The 21,033-nt window shown below is 47.8% G+C and carries 24 protein-coding genes and 1 tRNA gene; 23 read left to right on the top strand and 2 right to left on the bottom strand.

Going from position 1 to position 21,033, the window contains the following annotated elements; all coding sequences use genetic code 11:
- The first annotated feature begins 1 nt into the window (after window position 1).
- The 9 genes from OWQ48_04835 to rpsJ all read left to right on the top strand — a co-directional run bounded on the left by OWQ48_04835 (window position 2) and on the right by rpsJ (window position 11,096).
- Window positions 2–3,505 carry a DNA-directed RNA polymerase subunit B gene (locus OWQ48_04835; GenBank protein MCY0868536.1) on the top strand — a complete coding sequence of 1,168 codons (3,504 nt, stop codon included), beginning with the start codon at window positions 2–4 and terminating at the stop codon, window positions 3,503–3,505.
- Window positions 3,498–6,152 (top strand): DNA-directed RNA polymerase subunit A', encoded by a 2,655-nt coding sequence (locus OWQ48_04830; protein MCY0868535.1) that lies wholly within the window; start codon window positions 3,498–3,500, stop codon window positions 6,150–6,152. Before OWQ48_04835 ends, OWQ48_04830 begins: the two co-directional genes overlap by 8 nt.
- 1 nt (window position 6,153) lies before the next feature.
- Complete coding sequence (gene rpoA2 / locus OWQ48_04825; GenBank protein MCY0868534.1) at window positions 6,154–7,374, top strand: DNA-directed RNA polymerase subunit A''; 1,221 nt, start codon at window positions 6,154–6,156, stop codon at window positions 7,372–7,374.
- Complete coding sequence (locus OWQ48_04820) at window positions 7,371–7,694, top strand: 50S ribosomal protein L30e (protein ID MCY0868533.1); 324 nt, start codon at window positions 7,371–7,373, stop codon at window positions 7,692–7,694. Before rpoA2 ends, OWQ48_04820 begins: the two co-directional genes overlap by 4 nt.
- Window positions 7,691–8,137, top strand: a complete 447-nt coding sequence (locus tag OWQ48_04815; GenBank protein ID MCY0868532.1) for a NusA-like transcription termination signal-binding factor — start codon at window positions 7,691–7,693, stop codon at window positions 8,135–8,137. The genes OWQ48_04820 and OWQ48_04815 overlap by 4 nt, the downstream gene beginning before the upstream one ends.
- 15 nt (window positions 8,138–8,152) lie before the next feature.
- A complete protein-coding gene (locus OWQ48_04810; GenBank protein MCY0868531.1) occupies window positions 8,153–8,599 on the top strand; it encodes a 30S ribosomal protein S12 in 447 nt (148 codons plus the stop codon).
- A 14-nt stretch (window positions 8,600–8,613) separates the two neighbouring features.
- A complete protein-coding gene (locus OWQ48_04805; GenBank protein MCY0868530.1) occupies window positions 8,614–9,204 on the top strand; it encodes a 30S ribosomal protein S7 in 591 nt (196 codons plus the stop codon).
- 184 nt (window positions 9,205–9,388) lie between these two features.
- Complete coding sequence (tuf, locus tag OWQ48_04800) at window positions 9,389–10,708, top strand: translation elongation factor EF-1 subunit alpha (GenBank protein ID MCY0868529.1); 1,320 nt, start codon at window positions 9,389–9,391, stop codon at window positions 10,706–10,708.
- 76 nt (window positions 10,709–10,784) lie between these two features.
- Complete coding sequence (gene rpsJ, locus OWQ48_04795; protein MCY0868528.1) at window positions 10,785–11,096, top strand: 30S ribosomal protein S10; 312 nt, start codon at window positions 10,785–10,787, stop codon at window positions 11,094–11,096.
- 153 nt (window positions 11,097–11,249) lie between these two features.
- Here the strand turns inward: rpsJ and OWQ48_04790 are convergent.
- A tRNA-Ser gene (locus tag OWQ48_04790) sits at window positions 11,250–11,333 on the bottom strand.
- 161 nt (window positions 11,334–11,494) lie between these two features.
- On the opposite strand from OWQ48_04790, the gene OWQ48_04785 reads away from it, so the two are divergent.
- The 14 genes from OWQ48_04785 to rpl7ae all read left to right on the top strand — a co-directional run bounded on the left by OWQ48_04785 (window position 11,495) and on the right by rpl7ae (window position 20,709).
- A complete protein-coding gene (locus OWQ48_04785) occupies window positions 11,495–11,971 on the top strand; it encodes a 30S ribosomal protein S13 (GenBank protein MCY0868527.1) in 477 nt (158 codons plus the stop codon).
- Between the two features lie 11 nt (window positions 11,972–11,982).
- Window positions 11,983–12,489, top strand: coding sequence for a 30S ribosomal protein S4 (locus OWQ48_04780; GenBank protein MCY0868526.1), 507 nt, complete (start codon window positions 11,983–11,985; stop codon window positions 12,487–12,489).
- A 7-nt stretch (window positions 12,490–12,496) separates the two neighbouring features.
- Window positions 12,497–12,898 (top strand): 30S ribosomal protein S11, encoded by a 402-nt coding sequence (locus OWQ48_04775; protein ID MCY0868525.1) that lies wholly within the window; start codon window positions 12,497–12,499, stop codon window positions 12,896–12,898.
- Window positions 12,899–12,919: 21 nt separating this feature from the next.
- Window positions 12,920–13,762: a DNA-directed RNA polymerase subunit D gene (locus OWQ48_04770; protein ID MCY0868524.1), complete on the top strand. Its 843-nt coding sequence runs from the start codon at window positions 12,920–12,922 to the stop codon at window positions 13,760–13,762.
- Window positions 13,759–14,127, top strand: a complete 369-nt coding sequence (locus OWQ48_04765) for a 50S ribosomal protein L18e (protein ID MCY0868523.1) — start codon at window positions 13,759–13,761, stop codon at window positions 14,125–14,127. Before OWQ48_04770 ends, OWQ48_04765 begins: the two co-directional genes overlap by 4 nt.
- Before the next feature lie 6 nt (window positions 14,128–14,133).
- Entirely contained in the window at window positions 14,134–14,586 is a 453-nt protein-coding gene (locus OWQ48_04760) for a 50S ribosomal protein L13 (protein MCY0868522.1), read from the top strand.
- On the top strand, window positions 14,583–15,005 hold the full coding sequence (locus OWQ48_04755; GenBank protein ID MCY0868521.1) for a 30S ribosomal protein S9: 423 nt from the start codon (window positions 14,583–14,585) through the stop codon (window positions 15,003–15,005). The genes OWQ48_04760 and OWQ48_04755 overlap by 4 nt, the downstream gene beginning before the upstream one ends.
- A gap of 11 nt (window positions 15,006–15,016) precedes the next feature.
- Window positions 15,017–15,217 carry a DNA-directed RNA polymerase subunit N gene (locus OWQ48_04750; protein ID MCY0868520.1) on the top strand — a complete coding sequence of 67 codons (201 nt, stop codon included), beginning with the start codon at window positions 15,017–15,019 and terminating at the stop codon, window positions 15,215–15,217.
- Between the two features lie 11 nt (window positions 15,218–15,228).
- On the top strand, window positions 15,229–15,888 hold the full coding sequence (gene rpsB / locus OWQ48_04745; protein ID MCY0868519.1) for a 30S ribosomal protein S2: 660 nt from the start codon (window positions 15,229–15,231) through the stop codon (window positions 15,886–15,888).
- A 125-nt stretch (window positions 15,889–16,013) separates the two neighbouring features.
- Window positions 16,014–16,868 carry an AmmeMemoRadiSam system protein B gene (amrB, locus tag OWQ48_04740; protein MCY0868518.1) on the top strand — a complete coding sequence of 285 codons (855 nt, stop codon included), beginning with the start codon at window positions 16,014–16,016 and terminating at the stop codon, window positions 16,866–16,868.
- Window positions 16,869–16,881: 13 nt separating this feature from the next.
- Window positions 16,882–18,000, top strand: coding sequence for a type 2 isopentenyl-diphosphate Delta-isomerase (gene fni, locus OWQ48_04735; GenBank protein MCY0868517.1), 1,119 nt, complete (start codon window positions 16,882–16,884; stop codon window positions 17,998–18,000).
- Window positions 17,997–18,497, top strand: a complete 501-nt coding sequence (locus tag OWQ48_04730; protein MCY0868516.1) for a DUF2118 domain-containing protein — start codon at window positions 17,997–17,999, stop codon at window positions 18,495–18,497. The genes fni and OWQ48_04730 overlap by 4 nt, the downstream gene beginning before the upstream one ends.
- Window positions 18,445–20,214 (top strand): glutamate--tRNA ligase, encoded by a 1,770-nt coding sequence (locus OWQ48_04725; protein ID MCY0868515.1) that lies wholly within the window; start codon window positions 18,445–18,447, stop codon window positions 20,212–20,214. Before OWQ48_04730 ends, OWQ48_04725 begins: the two co-directional genes overlap by 53 nt.
- A 111-nt stretch (window positions 20,215–20,325) precedes the next feature.
- Window positions 20,326–20,709, top strand: coding sequence for a 50S ribosomal protein L7Ae (gene rpl7ae / locus OWQ48_04720; protein ID MCY0868514.1), 384 nt, complete (start codon window positions 20,326–20,328; stop codon window positions 20,707–20,709).
- Between the two features lie 21 nt (window positions 20,710–20,730).
- Here the strand turns inward: rpl7ae and OWQ48_04715 are convergent, their stop codons facing one another.
- Window positions 20,731–21,003, bottom strand: a complete 273-nt coding sequence (locus OWQ48_04715) for a 30S ribosomal protein S28e (GenBank protein MCY0868513.1) — start codon at window positions 21,001–21,003, stop codon at window positions 20,731–20,733.
- Window positions 21,004–21,033: the final 30 nt, after the last annotated feature.

The following is a 21,033-nucleotide window of genomic DNA, read 5'->3' as shown; positions in this document are numbered from 1 at the left end:
ATTGAAGCGGGAGAGCCAGGTGGTTCTAGACTCAGAGGATCTATGGGTTGTCATGGAGAAGTACTTCGAGGAGATGGGGTTAGTTAGACAGCACTTGGATAGCTATGAGAGGTTCGTGAGAGAGTACCTGCCATCAATCATCGAGGAATTCAAGGAGGTTAAGGTAGGCGGGAAGATCAGTTTAACCATCGAGAAGTACCGTATCGGTGAACCTAGATGGATGAGTATTGAGGGGATTGAAGAGTACAAGACTCCACTGGAGTGCCGTTTAAGGAATCTCACCTATGCTGCTCCAATATATGTTACAGTCCGCGTAGAGGATGAAAGTGGCTACGTGAAGACACAGGAGCTTAAACTCATGGATCTCCCCGTTATGTTGAAGTCTAGTATAGACCCGTTGAGTAAGCTAACTCCCCAGCAGTTAATTGAAATCGGGGAGGATCCAAGGGATCCTGGCGGATACTTCATTATAAATGGTAGCGAGAAGGTTATTGTAGCCCAGGAGGACTTAGCCAGCAACAACATTATTGTAGACGTGATGCCCGAGGAGAGTGCTGCAACACATGTAGCTAAGGTTACAAGCATGGCTAGAGGGAGGAGAAGCCAGCTAGTGATCGAGAGAAGAAAGGATGGAATATTCTACGCTAGCTTCCAGGGGCATAAGTTCCCGGCTTTAGCCTTAATGCTTGCTCTAGGTCTTACAAGTGAAGCTGAGATACTATACGCTACAAGCCTCAACCCTGAGATACACAACTATCTTCTCCCCTCTATAATGCAGATCCAGGAGATACTGCCTAAGCTCGAGATACCTGAAGGAGCCAGCGAAGAAGAGGTTGCAAAGCTGAGAGAAGAATACAAGAGGAGGGTTGTCGAGGAGGCATTAGACTTCATAGCATCTAGATTCATTGTTGGAAGGCCTAGGGAGGAGAGAATCCAGAGGATACTAAGGATACTTGATGAAAGACTACTACCCCATATAGGCACAGAGCCTTCACCAGAGGTTAGGCTTAAGAAGGCGGTATTCATAGGCCAGATGATCTCAAGGATTATTGAGGTATACTTGGGCTACAGGGAGCCTGATGATAAAGACCACTACAGGAATAAGAGGCTTAAGCTGGCAGGCGACATGCTTGCTCTACTCTTAAGGGTATCACTAATGAGCTTCATGAGGGAGTTGAGGGAGGGCCTCGAGAAGCAGCTCGCTAAAACAGGTAAAATAGACCTTAAGATGGTTTTCAAGTCAAGCGTGGTGACGAATAGAGTACTCCACGCTATGGCTACAGGAAACTGGCCGGGCGGGAGGACAGGTATAAGCCAGCTCTTAGATAGAACTAACATGCTTAGCACTCTAAGCCATCTTAGAAGAGTTGTATCCCCTCTAGCTAGAGGCCAGCCTCACTTTGAAGCTAGAGAGCTCCATGGAACCCAGTGGGGTAGAATGTGCCCGTTTGAAACACCCGAGGGAGCTAACATAGGGTTAGTTAAAAACCTCGCGTTGATGGCTAATGTAAGCGTCGGCATCGAGGATAGAGAGGTAGAGGCGCTACTCTACAGGATGGGTGTAAAGCCTGTTGTAACCACGAGTATCGGTGGAAAAACATATAATGGTATAATAGACGCTATACGCGAGAATGTAGCATCGGCTAGTGAGATCAGCGAGAAGCTCTCCGGCTGGAGTAAGGTGTTCTTGAATGGAAGATTAATAGGCTACTGCAGGGATGGAAAGAAACTGGTTAGATCACTCAGGGAGCTCAGGAGGAAAGGTGAGTTAAGTTCTGAAGTCAACGTTGCCTACATCAGCACGGAGCATGTTAACGAAGTAGTAGTGAACACTGATGCAGGCAGGATACGTAGGCCTCTAATAGTTGTCGAGAACGGTGAGCCTAAGCTTAAGAGAGAACATATACAGCTTCTCAGGGAGGGTAAGCTGAAGTTCAGCGATTTAGTTAACCAGGGTATAGTAGAATACCTTGACCCGGATGAAGAAGAGAATGCTTACATAGCATTGAAGCCTGGTGACTTGAATAAGGATCACACGCATCTAGAGATATGGGTTCCAGCGATACTCGGGATTACTGCATCCATCATACCTTACCCGGAGCATAACCAGAGCCCGAGGAACATGTATGAGTCTGCAATGGCTAAGCAGAGCCTGGGTCTCTACGCAGCGAACTTCCAGAGGAGAATGGATACTCGAGGCCATCTTCTCCATTACCCGCAGAAACCTCTTGTTCAGACACGCGTGATGAATACCATAGGGTATAATGAGAGGCCTGCAGGACAGAACATGATTGTAGCAATCCTAGCTTACACGGGCTACAACATGGAGGATGCACTAGTACTCAATAAGAGCAGCGTGGATAGAGGGCTAGCTAGATCCACTTTCTTCAGGCTGTACTCTACTGTAGAGTACAAGTATCCGGGTGGAGTACAAGACGAGATAACAATACCGCCGACGAGTGTGAGAGGCTATAGAGGGCAGAAGGCTTATGAGAAGCTGGAGGAGGATGGAATAGTAGCACCTGAAACCCCTGTAGCAGGAGGCGACGTGCTGATAGGTAAGGTGAGCCCGCCGAGATTCCTCACAGTACAGGAGTACGAGGTTGGCGGCGGGTTAACTAGGCAGGATACTAGCGTTGTAATGAGGCATGAGGAGAAGGGTGTAGTGGATTCAGTCATGGTGACCATGGATTGGGAGGGTAACAGGCTTATAAAAGTAAGAGTAAGAGACCTCAGGATTCCTGAGCTAGGCGATAAATTCGCTTCAAGGCACGGGCAGAAAGGTGTAGTAGGGTTACTACTACCCCAGTACGATATGCCGTTCACGGAAGAAGGCGTGGTACCAGACCTTATAATAAACCCGCATGCATTCCCCAGTAGAATGACTGTCGGGCAGCTGATAGAGAGTATTGCAGGTAAAGCTGCCGCCCTTGAGGGAAGGCTTGTTGATGCAACACCCTTCCATAAGACGCCTCTAGAAGACCTCCAGCTAACTATAAGGAGGTACGGGTATCCTCATACAGGCGAGGAGACAATGTATGATGGGAGGACGGGCGAGATCCTCGATAACCCAGTCTTCATAGGGGTAGTATACTATCAGAAGCTACACCATATGGTTAGCGATAAGATGCATGCGAGAGCTAGAGGTCCAGTCCAGATACTAACCCGGCAGCCAACAGAGGGCCGTGCGAGAGCCGGCGGCTTGAGATGGGGGGAGATGGAGGTTGACTGCCTGGTCGGGCATGGGGCGGCAATGCTCTTAAAGGAGTCTATGACTGATAGAAGCGATACTACAACAATATACGTCTGCGAGCTCTGCGGCTCGATAGGCTGGTACGATAGGAATAAAGGGAGGTATGTATGCCCTATTCATAAGGAGAAGGGTGTTATGAAGCCTATTGAGGTATCCTACGCCTTCAAGCTACTCCTCCAAGAATTAATGAGCCTGGGTATAAGGCCCAGGCTACTCATCGAGGAGATCGTAGGGGGTGGTAGACGTGAGTAGAGTTGTAACTAACAGGATATCTAGAGTGAAGTTTGGAGTACTATCCCCCGACGAGATACGGAGAATGAGTGTAACCCAGATAATCTCGTCTGAAGTATACGATAACGACGGCTCACCAATAGATGGAGGCGTGATGGATAAAAGACTCGGCGCTATAGAGCCAGGTGAAGTATGCCCTATATGCGGTAACACAAGGGATTCATGTCCAGGTCACTTCGGTCACATAGAGCTCGCTAAACCCGTTATTCATGCAGGGTTCTCGAAGCACATACTAATGTACTTGAAGGCTACATGTAGAAACTGCGGGCGGCTGAAGATACCTGAGGAGGAGAGAAGCGAGTATCTCCGCCTGCTAAGGGATCTCGAGGAGCTTGGAGCACCATACCTGATTAGAAGATTCCATGAGTACGTGAGGAGGAAGGCGAGTGCTGTAGAGACGTGCCCTCACTGCGGCGTCAAGCAATATAAAATAAAGTTTGAGAAGCCCCACTCATTCTACGAGGAAACCGAGAGAGGGCTTGAGAAGCTAACACCCAGTGAGATCCGGGGTAGACTGGAGAAAATACCCGACGAGGATGTAAGATTACTCGGCGGTGACCCGGCTGAAGCGAGACCTGAATGGATGGTTCTCACAGTTCTACCAGTACCCCCGAGAAGCGTGAGGCCATCAGTGCTCCTTGAAACCGGTATAAGAAGCGAGGATGATTTAACGCACAAGCTGGTAGACATCGTGAGAATTAATAATAGGCTTAGAGAGCACGTTGAGAGTGGTGCTCCAAGCGCTATAATAGAGGAGGACTGGGAGCTCCTCCAGTACCATGTAACCACATACTTCGATAACGAGGCACCCGGGATCCCTGTCTCCAAGCACCGCAGCGGTAAAGTATTAAAGGGTATTGCTCAGAGGTTAAAGGGTAAGGAAGGCAGGTTTAGGAATAATCTTAGAGGTAAGAGAGTTGACTTCTCAGCTAGAACTGTGATAAGCCCTGACCCAAGCCTCAGTATAGATGAAGTCGGTGTCCCCGAGGAGATAGCTAAGATACTCACCGTGCCTGAGAGAGTCACGCCATGGAACATTGAGGAAATGCGCAGGCTGATACTTAACGGTCCAAGCAAGTGGCCTGGAGCCAACTACATTGTGAGACCTGATGGCAGGAAGATAAGCTTGAAGTTTGTTGATAGGAAGGCTGCAGCCGAGTCACTAGAGCCCGGCTTCATTGTTGAAAGACACTTGATGGATGGAGATATAGTGCTATTCAACAGGCAGCCTTCACTCCACAGGATATCCGTTATGGCTCACGTAGTGAGAGTCCTACCCTACAAGACCCTCAGGTTGAACCCGCTGGTCTGCCCGCCCTACAACGCTGACTTCGATGGAGATGAAATGAACCTCCACGTGCCTCAGAGCGAGGAGGCTAGGGCTGAGGCGAGACTGCTAATGCTTGTGGAGAAGCACATTCTCACGCCGCGCTACGGTGGACCCATAATAGGCGGACTCCAGGACTACATTAGCGGAGCCTACGTGCTTACAAGTAAGACAACTATTCTAAGCAGAGATGACGTCATAGACCTCCTTGCAGTAGCCGGCTACGAGGGCGAGCTGCCGGAGCCAGCTATCCTCAAGCCACGCGAGCTCTGGACGGGTAAGCAGCTGATATCATTATTTCTTCCCAGAGACTTCAACTATAAGAGGGTCTCTAAGATTGGAAGCGCGGCAGCATTTAGGTGTCTTGATGAAGACTGCCCTCACGACAGTCTAGTGATAGTTAGGAACGGGGTTCTACTAGAAGGGGTCCTCGATAAATCAAGTATTGGGAGAGAGGAGCCGGAGAGCCTTATCCACTGGCTTATAAAGGAGTATGGAGAAGACTACGGGAGAATGTTCATGGATAGAGTCTACAAGATGTTCGTGAGAATGGCGGAGAAACACGGGCTTACAATGAGTGTAGCTCATCTCACTCTACCAGAGGATGCAAAGAAGAAGCTAGAGGAGATAATACGCGAGAAGAAGAAGGATGTAGACAAGCTGATAGCCAAGTATAGAAGAGGCGAGCTGCAGGCTAGGCCGGGTAAGACCCTCGAGGAGACGCTTGAAGATGAAATCATCGATACACTTTCAAAGAAGTTGCTGGAAGGAGTTGCTGAGCTGATAACACACTACTTCACCATGGTTAACCCGGTTGTAGTAATGGCTAGAACAGGAGCGAGAGGCAACCTCGTCAACTTAACTCAGATGTCAGGTCTCCTAGGACAGCAGACAGTGCGGGGTAAGCGTTTATCTAGAGGGTACTTGAAGAGAGCATTATCCCACTTTAGGCCAGAGGATCTAGGGCCTGAGGCTAGAGGCTTCATTGAAAGCGGCTTTGTTAAAGGGTTGAGCCCCATTGAAATGTTCTTCCATGCAGCAGCTGGGAGAGAAGGCTTAATAGATACAGCGGTTAGAACAAGCCAGTCCGGCTACATGCAGAGAAGACTGATAAATGCTCTCCAGGACTTAAGAGTCGAGTATGATGGAAGCGTCCGCATGCCGACCGGGGAGGTAGTACAGTTACTCTACGGTGAAGACGGGGTTGACCCGATGAAAAGCGATCACAGCAAGTCAGTTAACGTTGATAGAGTTCTAGAGAAGATACTAGGGGTGTACTAGAATGTCAGGGTTAACCCGCGAGGAGATAAAAGCACTACTCGAAGAGAAGCTGAAGGGGCGCGTCAGCTCGCAGGTATACGAGGAGACTCTCGAGAAACTACTCAGGTTATCCGAGAAGATAGCTATCACGAGAGAGAGTGTTGAGAAGATTATAGAGCATATTATTGAGAGGTATACTGCATCCATGATAGAGCCGGGGGAGGCAGTAGGTACTATAGCAGCCCAGAGTCTGGGTGAACCTTCAACCCAGATGACACTGCGTGTCTTCCACTATGCTGGAGTACGCGAGTTCAATGTGACACTAGGGCTTCCCAGGCTAATAGAGATAGTTGACGCTAGGAAGAAGCCGGAGACCCCTATAACCGAGATATACTTGACTGAAGAGTACAAGAGAAGCGAGGAGAAGGCTAGAGAGATAGCGAGGATCATAGAGGCAACATTCCTTGAGAACGTCACCAGCGAGCTTGACATAGACCTATACGAGGGAGTAGCTATCATCCGATTAGACCCCGAGATGCTGAGAGATAAAGGGTTAACTACAAGCGATGTCATCGAGAAGCTCAGCGCACTCAACGTAGGCGAGGTGCGCGAAGGAGACGAGCCCTTCGAGATAGAGATTGCTCTCAGAGAGGAGTACTTAGACTACAGTAAGCTGGAGAAGCTGAGAAGCCAGCTTCTCAGCACGCAGTTGAAGGGTGTGAAAGGTATAAGAAAAGTAATAATTCAGAGAAGAGGCGATGAATACGTTATAGTAGCAGAGGGAAGCAATCTCGCAGACCTCATGAAGGTGAAAGGAGTGGACTGGAGGAGAATATACACTAATGACATACACGAGATCGAGAAGGTGCTTGGAATAGAAGCAGCACGCCAAGCGATTATAAGAGAAATCAAGGATACCCTTGACAACCAGGGTCTCGACGTGGATATAAGGCATGTAATGCTTCTAGCCGACATGATGACGTGGACAGGGCACGTCAAGCAGATTGGTAGAATGGGGATTGCAGGCGAGAAGCCTAGTGTTCTCGCTAAAGCTACATTCGAGATGACTGTTCAAAAGCTAATAGAGGCTGCAGCCTCCGGGGAGGAGGATAGACTGCAGGGTGTAGCCGAAAACATTATAATAGGGCAAACTATTCCACTAGGTACTGGTGTAGTTCAAGTCTACATGACTCCAAGCCTGCTTAGAGAAAAGTCAGGTGGGAGTAAGGGTGCTGAAACATGAGTGGGCAGACAGACCTGCTTAGAGCTATCAGGATGGCCGCTGAAACAGGCCACATAGAGTACGGGGCGAGAAAAGTCAGAAAGCTAGTACTCCACGGTAAGGCAAAAGCGGTTATAATAGCATTGAACGCTCCAGCCGAGTTGAAGAGGGATATAGAGTACTATGCTAAGCTAAGCGGCATTCCTGTAATAGTATTCCCGGGAACTAGTGTAGAGCTAGGTACATTTCTAGGACGACCCCATAGTATTACTTCAATAGCTGTCATCGAGCCTGGAGGCTCCAACATCCTCGATATAGCTAGGGAGGTGTCGGGTAAGTGAGTAGTGAGAAACCCCAGATCAAGATAACTCCAGAAGAGTTCCGCTACATGGCTTTACTCAACGAGTTAACCGGGGCTGTTGTAAAAGACTGCATTATCGACGAGGAGAACAATCGAGTGATATTCCTGGTGAATCCAGAGGATGTCGGGAAAGCCATAGGCCCTAGAGGATTCTTCGCTCAAAGATTACGTAGACTCCTAAACAAGAACATTGAGGTAGTAGGATATGGTAGCAGCATCGAGGAGCAAGTCAGGTATGCTCTAGCACCAGCTAGAGTTAAAGAGGTGAAGCTAGCAACCAGGCCTGATGGAAGCAGAGTACTATATGTGGCGGTAGAGCCGTCAGATAAAGGCATAGCAATAGGGAGGAATGGGAAGAACGTGCAGAGAGCTAGACTTATTTTAAAAAGGCACTTTAACATAGACTCAGTGGTTATTGCTTAAGCTGGAGGGAGCCTTATGCCGGGGAAGAAAGCTCCAGCCGGGCTATACGCGGCTAGAAAATTGAAAGAGAAGAGGTTGAAGTACCGCTGGAGCCAGAGGAGCTTCAAGCAGAGGATGCTCAGGAAAATAGGTAAGCTCAAGGATCCACTAGAAGGAGCCCCTATGGCTAGAGGCATAGTCCTCGAGAAAGTCGGCATTGAGTCACGTAAACCCAACTCAGCTGTAAGAAAATGTGTTAGAGTACAGCTAGTTAAAAACGGGAAGGTTGTCACAGCATTTGTCCCGCTAGATGGTGGAATAAACTACATTGATGAACACGATGAAGTAATAATAGAAGGTATTGGAGGGCCACTAGGTGGATCCCTTGGAGACATCCCAGGCGTAAGATACAAGGTTATAAGCGTTAATGGAGTATCACTTAAAGCCCTATGGCTCGGCAAGAAGCAGAAGCCTGTTAGGTAGAGAGGGGTAGCTGTATGAGTAGCGTAGAGGAGCTTACAATCAACGAGATAAAATTGTTCAATAAGTGGAGCTATGATTTCATTGAGGTTAGAGATCCAAGCCTGAAGAAGTATCTATGCTTAAGTCCAGTCTACCTCCCGCACACTGGTGGTAGACACGCGCATAGACGATTCGGGAAGGCCATGGTACCCATAGTTGAGAGACTAATAAACAAGGTTATGAGGCCTGGTAGAAACATGGGTAAAAAACACCTCGCCTACAACATTGTGAAGAAGGCTTTCGATTTAATCTACTTGAAGACGGGTGAAAACCCGATTCAAATCTTAGTGAGAGCTATAGAGAATAGTGCTCCTAGAGAGGAGACAACGAGAATAATGTATGGTGGAATAACGTATCATGTCTCAGTTGACGTATCACCATTGAGGAGGATAGACCTCGCTCTTAGGCATCTAACCGAGGGTGCTAGAATGAAGGCTTTCCGTAACCCTATATCCATAGAGGAGGCTCTAGCTGAAGAAATAATCCTAGCTGCACTAAATGACCCGAAGAGCTATGCTATACAGAAGAAGGAAGAAATTGAGAGGATAGCTTTAAGCAGCAGGTAGCCTCCTCAACCACTAGCTCCACAGAGTTTCTCAAGCTTTCAGCCCCTGAGAAAACATCCTCTGTGATTTTCTGTCTTGCTAGGGAAGCAGCTTTTGAGCAGAATACGAAACATTTTATAAGCACCTGAGACTTATATACTACTCTACGTGTTAATGTATAGAAGAATGTGAAAGGGTGGTTTAGATGAGTGCACCGCAGAAACCGCACCTAAACTTGATCATAATAGGGCACGTCGACCACGGTAAGAGCACAATGACAGGCCAGATACTCTACCGTCTAGGGTACTTCGATGAGAAAACAATGAAGATGATCGAAGAGGAGGCTAAGAAGACGGGTAAGGAGAGCTTCAAGTTCGCGTGGCTACTTGATAGAATGAAAGAGGAGCGTGAGCGCGGAGTAACAATAGCACTATCATACATGAAATTCGAGAGCAAGAAGTACTTCTTCACTATCATAGATGCACCAGGGCACAGGGACTTCGTGAAGAACATGATTACTGGTGCCAGCCAGGCTGATGCTGCAATACTAGTGGTAAGCGCTAGGAAAGGTGAGTTCGAGGCTGGCATGAGCGCTGAAGGCCAGACAAGAGAGCACGCTATTCTAGCTAGAACCATGGGTATAAACCAGTTGATTGTAGCTATAAATAAGATGGATGCAACAGAACCTCCTTACAGCGAGAAGAGGTACAATGAGATCAAGGAAGTTATGAGTAAATTCCTGAAGGGGTTAGGCTACGATACATCAAAGATACCCTTTATACCGATATCAGCTTGGACTGGCGAGAACCTCATAGAGAGATCACTGAACATGCCGTGGTATAACGGCCCCACGCTTGTAGAAGCCTTAGACTCCCTGCAGCCGCCAGCTTCAAAGCCGGTGGATAAGCCTCTCAGAGTACCCATACAAGACGTCTACAGTATATCTGGTGTCGGCGTGGTACCAGTTGGAAGAGTTGAAACAGGAGTATTAAAGGTCGGCGATAAAGTAGTCTTCATGCCGCCAAACGTTGTCGGCGAGGTTAGAAGCATTGAGACCCACCACGTTAAAATAGAGAAGGCTGAGCCAGGCGACAATATAGGCTTCAACGTAAAGGGTGTTGAGAAGAAGGATATCAAGCGTGGAGATGTTGCAGGACACCCAACGAACCCGCCGACTGTAGCTGACGAGTTCACTGCTAGAATAATGATAGTATGGCATCCAACAGCCATAGCAGTCGGCTACACGCCAGTTATACACGTTCACACTGCAAGCGTAGCCTGCAAGATAGTGGAGATAACCTCGAAGCTAGATCCTAGAACAGGCAAGGAGCTCGAGAAGAACCCGCAGTTCTTGAAGCAGGGTGATATAGCAGTAGTGAAGTTCAAGCCTATAAAGCCGCTAGTAGTCGAGAAGTTCGCTGACTTCCCGGCGTTAGGCAGATTCGCTATGAGAGATATGGGTAAAACAGTCGGAGTCGGGCAAGTACTAGAAGTAAAGCCTGCCCAGGTAGCCGCCAAGAAGTAGCTAAGGCTTTTTTAATGCTATAAGCATTCCTGCTTCTAGAGTGCTTAACTATACAGCAGCTAGAGGGACTCCCGCCATGTCCACTGTAAGAATGGTTAAAATCAAGATTTGGAGCACGAATGTAAAAGTACTAGACGACTTTGTCGGTAAGATTGTTGATATAGCGAAGAAAACTGGTGTCAGAGTGAAAGGCCCTACACCACTACCCACCAAGAAGCTTAGAGTTCGAACATTAAAGCTACCCCACGGGGAGGGTAAGAAGAAGTACGAGAAGTGGGAGATGAGGATACATAAGAGACTACTATACATAGCTGAAGATGAAAGAGTAATGAAGCAGCTAATAAGAGTTAGAATACCACCTGAAGTATGGATGGAGATAGAGATCTAAGCGGTCAATTCTCTACTCTACTATTTTCAACATAATACTCCTAGAAGATTTACTTCAACGTAAACTCCTCCAGAAGACTCCACTAAGACTACTCTATTCTACTATGCACTCAGCTCTTAGAGAGCAGAGTTTAACGTAGTAGGAGACAGGTAGCGCCGGGGGCGGGATTTGAACCCGCGCGGGCGTGAGCCCACTGGCTCTCAAGGCCAGCCCCTTAGGCCGCTCGGGCACCCCGGCACCCTTACTCTAGTGGAGTAGAATCCAGGATTAAATTCTTTCCTTTCTATGCCTGCTGATATAGTTTAGTTGGACTCTAGAGCCTGAAAATAAGCTTTAAAAGGCTTATACTAGCTAACTATGATGATAGCCGTGTATGCTTACGAGAATGGTGGGAGGCTTTGAGTAGTGAAGGCTTCAAGCAGATCGTTAGAATACTAGGGACAGATGTAGATGGAACCCTACCGTTAGTCTACGGTCTCTCAGAAGTTAAAGGATTAGGCTATACTTTCAGCTTAGCTATATGCAGGGTACTAGGCTTAAACCCTGAGCAGCGGGTAGGCTATCTCACTGATGAGCAGGTAAAAAGCATTGAGGAGGCTGTACGGAATCCAGGCAGGCATGGTATTCCTCCATGGCTCTACAACAGGCGGAAGGACTACACTACTGGTGAAGACATGCACTTAACTGGTGCTGACTTAATCTACTATGTGAAGGAGGATATTGAGAGAGAAAAGAGGATTAAGAGCTGGCGTGGTATAAGGCATGCACTAGGATTAAAGGTTAGAGGGCAGAGAACAAGGACAACGGGTAGGACAGGTGTGACAGTAGGTGTAAGGAAGAAGTCGGGTCAGGCTCAAAGCCAGAGTGGTAAGTAGGGTGGTATGAGATGGGTGACCCACGTAAGTCCAGGAGAACATATGAGGGGCCCCGGCACCCCTGGCGCCGCGATGTGCTAGCCTACGAGATGAAGCTGCTGGGTGCTTACGGATTAAGAAATAAGAGGGAGCTTTGGAAGGCTGCTTCAATAGTAAGGTACTTTAGGCATAGAGCTAGGTCGCTACTAGCTGCTCCCCCAGAAGTAAGAGAAAGAGAGGAGAAAGCACTTGTGGAGAGATTAGTAAAACTAGGGCTTCTTAGAGAAGGTGCAAAACTAGATGACGTGTTAAACTTAAAGGTTGAAGACCTACTAGAGAGACGCCTGCAGACAATTGTCTACAGGAAGGGGCTGGCTAGAACCATACACGAGGCTAGACAGCTAATAACCCATGGTCACATAGCTGTCGCTGGTAGAAGAATACGCTCTCCGGGAATGCTGATCCCAGTTGACTTAGAGCCTTTAATCGACTACTACCAGTTCAGCCCGCTGAAAAAGAAGGTTAGCGTAGAGGGGTGACTAGTGGATGGCGTTCTCTGCTCGAGAGTTGAAGTGGGGTGTAGCACACATCTATAGTAGCTCGAATAATACAATAGTGCATATAACCGACATCACGGGGGCTGAAACAGTAAGTAGATGGAGTGGCGGGATGGTTGTCAGAGCTGACAGGGAGAAGCCGAGTCCTTATGCAGCAATGATGGCTGCATCCAGAAGTGCTAGTGAAGCCATGGATAAAGGTATTACAGCACTCCACATAAAAGTAAGAGCTCCAGGAGGCCACGGCTCTAAGACTCCTGGACCAGGTGCTCAAGCAGCTATAAGAGCGCTGGCTAGAGCTGGATTCATAATCGGTAGGATAGAGGATGTAACCCCGATACCCCACGATACCACTAGGAGGCCTGGAGGAAGGAGAGGTAGAAGACTGTAGGAATTTAAGGGTGTTAGCAGCTTGGATGTAGTTGTCCTAGAGAAGAGCCCCTACCACATTAAGCTCTACCTTAAAGGTATTCCACTCCACATAGTGAACTCCATAAGGAGAACAGTAATCGCAGAGGTACCAACCATAGCTATCGACTACGTTGCTATAACTGAGAACTCAAGCGTCTTCTACGATGAGTACATAGCTCACAGGCTTGGCTTAATACCATTAAAGAGCGACGAAGCTTTAAGCAAGTATAAGCCTCCGGAGGAGTGCGCTGAGGCCGGTGAGAAAGGAGTTTTCTCGCAGGACTGCTTTGCAATACTAAGGCTTGAAGCTGAAGGACCTGAAGATGGTGTTCTAACAGTTTACAGCGAGATGCTTGAAAGCAATGATCCTGATGTAAAACCCGTCTACAGCGGGATTCCCATTGTAAAGCTTGCGCGAAACCAGCGTATCAGGCTAGAAGCCTATGCAAGGCTGGGTAGAGGTAAGGAGCACGCGAAGTGGAGTCCTGTATCAGTAGCCGCGCACAAGTACGTCCCGGTAGTATCAGTGAGCCCTGAGAAGTGCAGGGGGCCCGAGTGCTCGCTATGCATTAATGTATGCCCTAAGGGCATCTTCGAGGTAGCAGAAGGCTCAGTGAAGGTTAGAGAAGACAGGCTCCTCGAGTGCACTCTCTGCAGGCTATGTGAGAATGCATGCCCTGCTAACGCGGTAAGAGTCTCATGGAGGGAAAACGAGTTCATCTTAAACCTAGAGTTAACAGGCGCCTTAAACGCTAGGAATCTTTTATTAGAGGCTGTTGACATCTTAAGCAGAAAACTTGATGATTTCATGAAAGAACTTGCAGGAAATGGTGTAGTAGCATGACGTTCATCGGGGGCTCTAAAACCAACGTGGTTTTAAGGAAGACTATAGAAGAGCTCATTAAAGCCTCAAATAAGAATAATGCTCCAATATGGAGGGCGGTCGCAGAAGAACTCTCTAAGCCTAGACGTAGAAGAAGAGCTGTAAACATCAGTAGGTTGAACAGGTATACCAGCCCCGGTGATGTAGTGGTTGTTCCAGGGAAAGTGCTGGGAGCCGGCGTCCTCGATCACCCTATCACGGTGGCAGCTTCTAGCTTCTCGAAGACAGCTATAGAGAAGATCTTAAAGAGCGGTGGTAGAGTCCTGCACATACTAGACTTGGTATCAGAGAACCCTAAGGGGAGTGGAGTCAAGATCATAGGGTGAGTAGAGTTGAGTGAGGGGAAAGTACTCTACGTGGATGCCTCTAACCAGATTCTCGGAAGGCTAGCTACAATAATAGCTAAGAAGCTGCTTGAAGGCTACAAGGTTATCGTTGTTAATGCTGAGAAAGCTGTTTTAAGCGGCGATAAGATAAGAGTTGTCGAAGGCTACAAGCTTCTCCTGAGAGTTAGAACCCACTACAATCCAGAAAAGAGTGGTGTGAGAAGGCCAAGGAACCCTGTCAACATATTTAAGAGGACGGTTAGAGGAATGCTCCCCATGGATAAAGCCACGGGTAGAAGAGCATACAGAAATCTTAAAGTATACGTGGGTACCCCGAGCAGCTTAAAAAGCACTGAATTCATACAGTTCCCCGAGGCTTCAGCATCAAGACTAAAAGGTAGATTCATCTACCTGGAGGAAGTTGCCAGAGTAATGGGCTGGACGGGTGCTAGGAGATGAGCCAGTCAACGAGCACGGGAGTAAAGGTGGTTTTATCAACAGGTAAAAGAAAGACTAGTATAGCTAGAGCTGTAATAAAACCAGGGATTGGCAGAGTCTGGATCAACGGGGTACCATTAGAGTTAATTCCCATTGAGATGGCTAGAGTTAAAATAATGGAGCCGCTCCTCCTAGCCGGCGACCTAGCTAAGACAATCGATATCAAGGTGACCGTTGAAGGAGGAGGCTACATGAGTCAAGCAGAGGCTGCAAGAATAGCTATAGCTAGAGGTCTAGTAGAGTACTTCGGGCACGAGGAGCTTAAAAGAATACTTAAAGAGTATGATCGACACATGCTAAGCGGGGATCCCCGTCAAACGGAACCTAAAAAGTGGGGTAGGTATAGTGCTAGAAGAAGATGGCAGAAGAGCTATAGGTAGGTGGTTGAAAAGTGCTCTTCCCTGTTAGATGCTTCACTTGTGGCAGGCCCATAGGGCATTTATGGGAGGAATACTTAAAGAGAGTTGAGAAAGGCGAGGATCCAGGCAAGGTTCTAGATGATTTAGGTGTTAAGAGGTATTGCTGTAGAAGGATGTTTTTATCCCATGTAGATGTATCCAAGGAGGTATTATACTTCCCTAAGATATCTTAAGGGTGAGTAGCATGGGTGATCCAAGCTGGACGGATGAGGAGAAGGAGGCACCGATCTCTAAGCCTGAAAGCGGTGTTGTAGAGCTCCTAGTACCAATAGAGAAATACCTTTCGGCCGGTGTCCACATAGGTACGCATGTGTGCACTAAATTCATGGAGCCATTCGTTTACAGGGTTCGATCAGATGGACTATACATTCTCGACGTGAGGAAGATAGATGAAAGATTGAGGATAGCTGGTAGATTCCTAGCTAGATACCAGCCGGAGAAGATAGCAGCTGTCTCTGTTAGACAATACGGGAGGAAGCCGGTGTCAAAGATGTGCCAGTATGTTGGCTGCAAGCCATTTATCGGCAGGTTCATACCAGGCACCTTCACTAACCCGAGCCTGAAGAACTACTTTGAGCCCGATGTAGTGGTGATCACTGATACAAGATCCGATCTACAAGCTCTCAAGGAGGCAGCTGATGTAGGGATACCAGTAGTAGCCTTCGCTGACACGGACAACAGGGTTGAATACGTTGACTTAATAATACCTGGGAATAACAAGGGGAGAAAGAGTCTCGCACTACTATACTGGATACTCACAAGGCAGATACTACGCGAGAGAGGTGTTCTCCCACCTAACGCTGACCTTCCAGAGCAGCCCTCGGATTTCGAGGCCACAGCATAAGCATACTCCCACTGTTTTGGAATCTACTCTCAGAGAGAAAAATGCTTTAAGCTCAGGGTTATCCTGGCTTAACCTTTAACTATATTATTAGCTTTCAATATCCTAGTTTAACATGAGGGATTAGTTTGAAGCGGAGAATAGCTGTTGTAGCAGGCTATTTCTACCCAGAGGACCCCGGGGAGCTTAGAGAGATGATAGAGTGGTCTTTTAAGCATCCTGTGGGCCCTGGAAGTCTCCCCTTAAAAACTGTTGAGACCCCGTTACACGGTATCCTAGGATATGTTGTCCCCCACGCAGGCTATGTGTATAGCGGGCCTGTAGCAGCTCACGCATTCCATGATATGGCTCTCAACGGGAAACCTGACGTCGTGGTGATACTGGGTACTAATCACACAGGACTTGGGAAGCCTGTCTCAGTATACCCTGAGGGTGTCTGGGAGACCCCGCTGGGGGCTCTAACAGTGGATGGAGAGTTATCGAAGAAGATCGTTGAGTACAGTGATGTAGCAGACTTCGATGAGTATGCTCACCTAGAAGAACACTCGGTTGAAGTTCAACTACCCTTCCTCGCATACCTGTATGGTTCAGCTGTAAGAATAGTCCCTATAGTGATAGGTGTACACACACCCGACGTTGCTTTTGATCTAGCTAGGGCTATACGGAGAGCAGTTGAGTCGCTCGGGAAGAATACTATTATACTAGCTAGCAGCGATTTCAACCACTATGAGCCCCACGAGGAAACCGTGAGGAAGGATTTAATGGCTATAGATGAAATTCTAAGGCTAGACATCCACGGATTCTACAATGTAATGATGCGGGAAGGCATCAGTATCTGCGGGCCTGGTGGCATAATGACTCTAATGGAGTACACGAGAATGCTTGGAGGCAGGGTAAGCCTCTTAAAGCACGCTACAAGCGGGGATACATCCGGTGATAAAACCCATGTTGTTGGATACGCTAGCATAAAATTCTACTTGTAGGAGGCAGGCTGAATTGGATGAAGTACAGGCTAGAAAACTCCAGCATCTAGAACTAGCTTTAGACCCGCGTGTAGACTACAAGGATTATTGCAGGAGCATTTACAGCGAGATAAAACTAATACACAAGGCTCTCCCAGGGTTAAGCTTCAGTGATGTGAGCCTAGAGGTTGAATTCCTCGGGTACAAGCTCTCAGCACCCTTAATGATAACAGGGATGACAGGCGGCCACCCCTCTCTTACAAAAGTGAATAAGATGCTCGCTGAGCTCGCTGAATCAAAGCGTATTGCGATAGGTGTAGGCAGCCAGAGAGCAATGGTTACCAGTGGATTCAATAGTGATGTTGTAGCCAGCTATAGAGTCGTCAGGGATACAGCTAGAAGTGTCCCAGTTATCGGTAACATTGGGTTGAATACACTAAACGATATTGAACTCGACGTCGTTGTAAAACTAGTGGAAGTATTGGATGCAGACGCTCTAGCCATACACTTGAATCCAGCCCAAGAGGTAGTACAGCCGGAAGGTGATACACGACTGAGAGCAGAGCTAGTCGATAAAGTTAAAGAGCTAGTCTCAGTACTCGGCAAACCGATTGTAATCAAGGAGGTAGGCAGCGGGCTCTCCATGGAGGTCGTTGAACTGTTCCACAGAGCGGGAGTTAGAATATTCGATGTAGCCGGGGCATGCGGCACTAACTGGGCTCTCATTGAAGCATATAGAAACCCGCCTGGAACACCACGATACGAAAGCGGCTTAAAGCTCTCGGAATGGGGAATCCCCACTCCTCTCTCAGTGATCGAGGCGCGGCATGCAGCCAGGGACTCAATTATCATTGCTAGCGGTGGAGTCTGGGATGGATTCAAGGCTGCAGTCAACATAGCTTTAGGTGCTGACATGGCTGGAGTAGCTAAGCCTATTCTAGGAAAACTCTTAAAAGAGGGGGTTACTGCAGCTGAAGTATACCTTGACTCCTACATCTACGAATTGAAGACTGCTATGTACCTCACTGGTGCCAGGACCACTAGGGATTTGAGAAGCGTGCCAGTGGTGCTGGGCTCCAATATTGTAGGCGTCATGCTTCAGAGAGGTATAGATCTATACAAGTACTTAAGCCATGAGAGGAAAGGGCATTGAGCGACTACATCTTCCCCGAGCTCTTCGTAAAGAACGTGGAGTCTAAGAGAATTATATGCCGTAGGGGAGACGAGTTCACAATGACTAGTCAACCCTCAGACTCATGTAGTGAGATCTACGGTAGCATACCCTACGAGGATGTACTCAGGTACATAGACCTGGAGAATCCTGCTCTAAAAGCAAGCATCATACTAGTTGATAGGAGAGAGCTACCGAAAGCACTTCTCTTCGAGGAGGGCACCCCCCTCTGCCTTCAAGAGGTGACTGGGAGGAGGCTTTATTACATCGGCGGCTTAAAGCATGTTAGGAGAGGAGAACTAGTAGTGTACACTGTAACCGGGAAGCACGAGGTGAGGAGTACACGCTCTGTGTGCGAGGGGTTTTTACTAGCTGTTATAGATTTGACATGGGAGAAGCCTGAGAAAATAGTACTGGTGGTGTCAGTTGAGCAGCCAAGAGAAATCTCTATTAGAGAAAGTGAAAGAAGCAGCTTTTAAACACGCCTTAGTCAACGCAGTCAAGCATGAGGGTAAAGCAGACCTTAAAGCCGTGGTCTCAAAAATAGCTGGTGAAATACCTGAGATACGTAGCAGGTTGCGAGAGTTCATTAAGGTTATCGAGGAAGTCATAGTAGAAGTGAACAAGCTCAGCCTGGAGGAGCAGATTAAGCTAGTGAGAGCGAACTGGCCTGAGCTCCTGGAAGAAAAGAAGAGCCCTGTAGAGAAGGAGCTACCCCCTCTACCTAACGCTGAAGTTGGAAGAGTCGTAACAAGGTTCGCGCCTAACCCCGACTTCACAATACACCTCGGTAATGCGAGACCGGCCCTACTAAGCTACTGGTATGCAGAAATGTATAATGGTAGAATGATACTCAGATTCGAGGATACAGACCCAAGGGTAAAAGCACCCTACCCTGAAGCCTACACGAGGATAAAAGAAGCCTTGAAGTGGCTGGGCGTGAAGTGGAGCGAGGAGTACGTGCAGAGTCTCCGCATGGAGATATTCTACGATATTGCTCGTAAATTAATAGCGAGAGGTGGAGCCTACATTGATGAATGCAGCGATAAACAGTTTAAATCCTATAGGAACGCTGGGAGAGCCTGCCCCCACAGGGATACACCTGTTGAAGACAACCTCGAGAAATTCGATAGAATGCTGGAGGGACGCTACGGGGAGGGTGAGGCTGTCCTAAGAGTTAAAACCGACCTCCAGCACCCCGACCCCAGTGTCAGAGACTGGGTGGCCTTCCGTATAATAGACACCTCGAGGACTCCTCACCCAGTGACAGGGGATAAATACATTGTATGGCCAACATATAATTTTGCTGCAGGAGTAGACGACTACCTCATGGGGGTCACGCACATACTAAGAGCGAAGGAGCACCTAACCAATACCGTCAAACAGAAGTATCTTTATACCCACATGGGCTGGAAGTACCCTGAGACAATACACTTCGGACGACTATCTCTCGAGGGATTAATACTGAGTAAATCCAAGATGAGGAAGCTCGTAGAAGAGCAGGGCATCCAACCCTACGACGATCCAAGATTCGGAACCATAGAGGGTTTACGTAGAAGAGGGATTCTACGTGAAACCATATGGAGGATAGTTAAAGATGTCGGTGTTAAGCCTATTGATGCTAGAGTAAGCCTCGTAAACCTCTACGCTATCAACAGGATCCTAGTAGATGCATCCGCGAACAGGTATATGGCAGTTGAGGACCCCGTGCCCGTGGTATTAAAAGGGATAAAGGAGCCTCTGAGAGCCCAGATACCAGTGCACCCATCGAGAAGAGAATTCTACGAGTACCTAATAGAAGATGGAGCAATAATATACATCTCGCCTAGAGATGTAAGCTTAATAGAGCAGAGCAGCCACAAGCTCTTCAGAGCTATGGGTCTAGCTAACTTTACTCTAGGAGACCCTGTGAGTATAGGAGGAAAACCCGGCTTCACAGCCTACCTCTACAGTATCCCTCAAGAGGATGCAAGGAAATCTAACGCGCCGATAATCCAGTGGGTTAATAGCGCTGAAAGCATCGAGCTTCTCCTGCTAATACCGGAGGGGATGGAGTTAAAGAAAACAAGGTATCTAGCTGAAAAACGCATTCTGAGCGAGAAGCCTGACTCTATTGTCCAGCTTTATAGAGTTGGATTCGCCAGGATTGAAGCGGTAGAAGACACCAGGATTATAGCAGTCTTTGCTCACGAATAATTAAAGGTAGCATGGAGAAGCTTAAGATTTTCATTTATAAACCCCTATGAAGGTTTAAGCTTAAACGTTAACACAGGTGAGTAGACGACCCTAAGGGAGGAGGATGAAGCAATGCCCAAACCATTCTACGTAAAATTCGAGGTTCCACCCGAGCTAGCTGAGAAAGTATACCAGGCAATAACTAAGGTTAGAGAGAGCGGAGGTAAAGTTAAGAAGGGGACTAACAAGACAACAAAGGCTGTTGAGAGAGGACAGGCGAAACTAGTCGTAATAGCTGAAGACGTAGATCCACCGGAGATCGTGGCACATCTCCCGTTACTATGTGAGGAGAAGAAGATACCCTACGTGTACGTGCCTAGCAAGCAGAAGCTAGGTCAGGCAGCAGGCATTGAAGTTGCAGCAGCATCAGTAGCTATAATTGATGTTGGCGGAGCTAAGGATCTAGTAGACGAGATCATTAAGAGTGTTCAACAATTAAAGTCTCAGAGTAGTTAGAGGAAACAGTTTTTTTACACTCTATCTCCTGCTAGTGAGTTTTCTAGCCTCTCTCTCTGTCTCCCTTAGTATAACTATGTCGCCGATTCTCACAGGCCCCTTGACATTCCTAGTGATCACTCTACCCTTATCCCTGCCCTCTAAGACTCTAACTCGAACCTGTGTTATCTCACCTGTCACACCTGTTCTGCCAAGTATCTGGATGACCTCGGCCGGGAACCCTATCTCTTCTACAACATTCACTTTCGGCGATTCTAAAACCACTCTGCTAGGTTCCTGAGTCTCATTACTCATACAGCACCACCCTACCCGAGTGTCAATGTA

The sequence above is a fragment of the Desulfurococcus sp. genome (assembly GCA_026626905.1).
Taxonomy (GTDB): Archaea; Thermoproteota; Thermoprotei_A; order Sulfolobales; family Desulfurococcaceae; genus Desulfurococcus.
This window is presented reverse-complemented; position numbering and strand designations above follow the sequence as displayed.

Coding starts and splice junctions, on each gene's coding strand:
- rpoA2 (MCY0868534.1), top strand. CDS start 6,154: ATGTCAGGGTTAACCCGCGAGGAGATAAAAGCACTACTCGAAGAGAAG.
- rpl7ae (MCY0868514.1), top strand. CDS start 20,326: ATGCCCAAACCATTCTACGTAAAATTCGAGGTTCCACCCGAGCTAGCT.
- OWQ48_04805 (MCY0868530.1), top strand. CDS start 8,614: ATGAGTAGCGTAGAGGAGCTTACAATCAACGAGATAAAATTGTTCAAT.
- OWQ48_04755 (MCY0868521.1), top strand. CDS start 14,583: ATGAGCCAGTCAACGAGCACGGGAGTAAAGGTGGTTTTATCAACAGGT.
- OWQ48_04810 (MCY0868531.1), top strand. CDS start 8,153: ATGCCGGGGAAGAAAGCTCCAGCCGGGCTATACGCGGCTAGAAAATTG.
- rpsB (MCY0868519.1), top strand. CDS start 15,229: ATGGGTGATCCAAGCTGGACGGATGAGGAGAAGGAGGCACCGATCTCT.
- rpsJ (MCY0868528.1), top strand. CDS start 10,785: ATGTCCACTGTAAGAATGGTTAAAATCAAGATTTGGAGCACGAATGTA.
- OWQ48_04780 (MCY0868526.1), top strand. CDS start 11,983: ATGGGTGACCCACGTAAGTCCAGGAGAACATATGAGGGGCCCCGGCAC.
- OWQ48_04775 (MCY0868525.1), top strand. CDS start 12,497: ATGGCGTTCTCTGCTCGAGAGTTGAAGTGGGGTGTAGCACACATCTAT.
- OWQ48_04765 (MCY0868523.1), top strand. CDS start 13,759: ATGACGTTCATCGGGGGCTCTAAAACCAACGTGGTTTTAAGGAAGACT.
- OWQ48_04715 (MCY0868513.1), bottom strand. CDS start 21,003: ATGAGTAATGAGACTCAGGAACCTAGCAGAGTGGTTTTAGAATCGCCG.
- tuf (MCY0868529.1), top strand. CDS start 9,389: ATGAGTGCACCGCAGAAACCGCACCTAAACTTGATCATAATAGGGCAC.
- OWQ48_04820 (MCY0868533.1), top strand. CDS start 7,371: ATGAGTGGGCAGACAGACCTGCTTAGAGCTATCAGGATGGCCGCTGAA.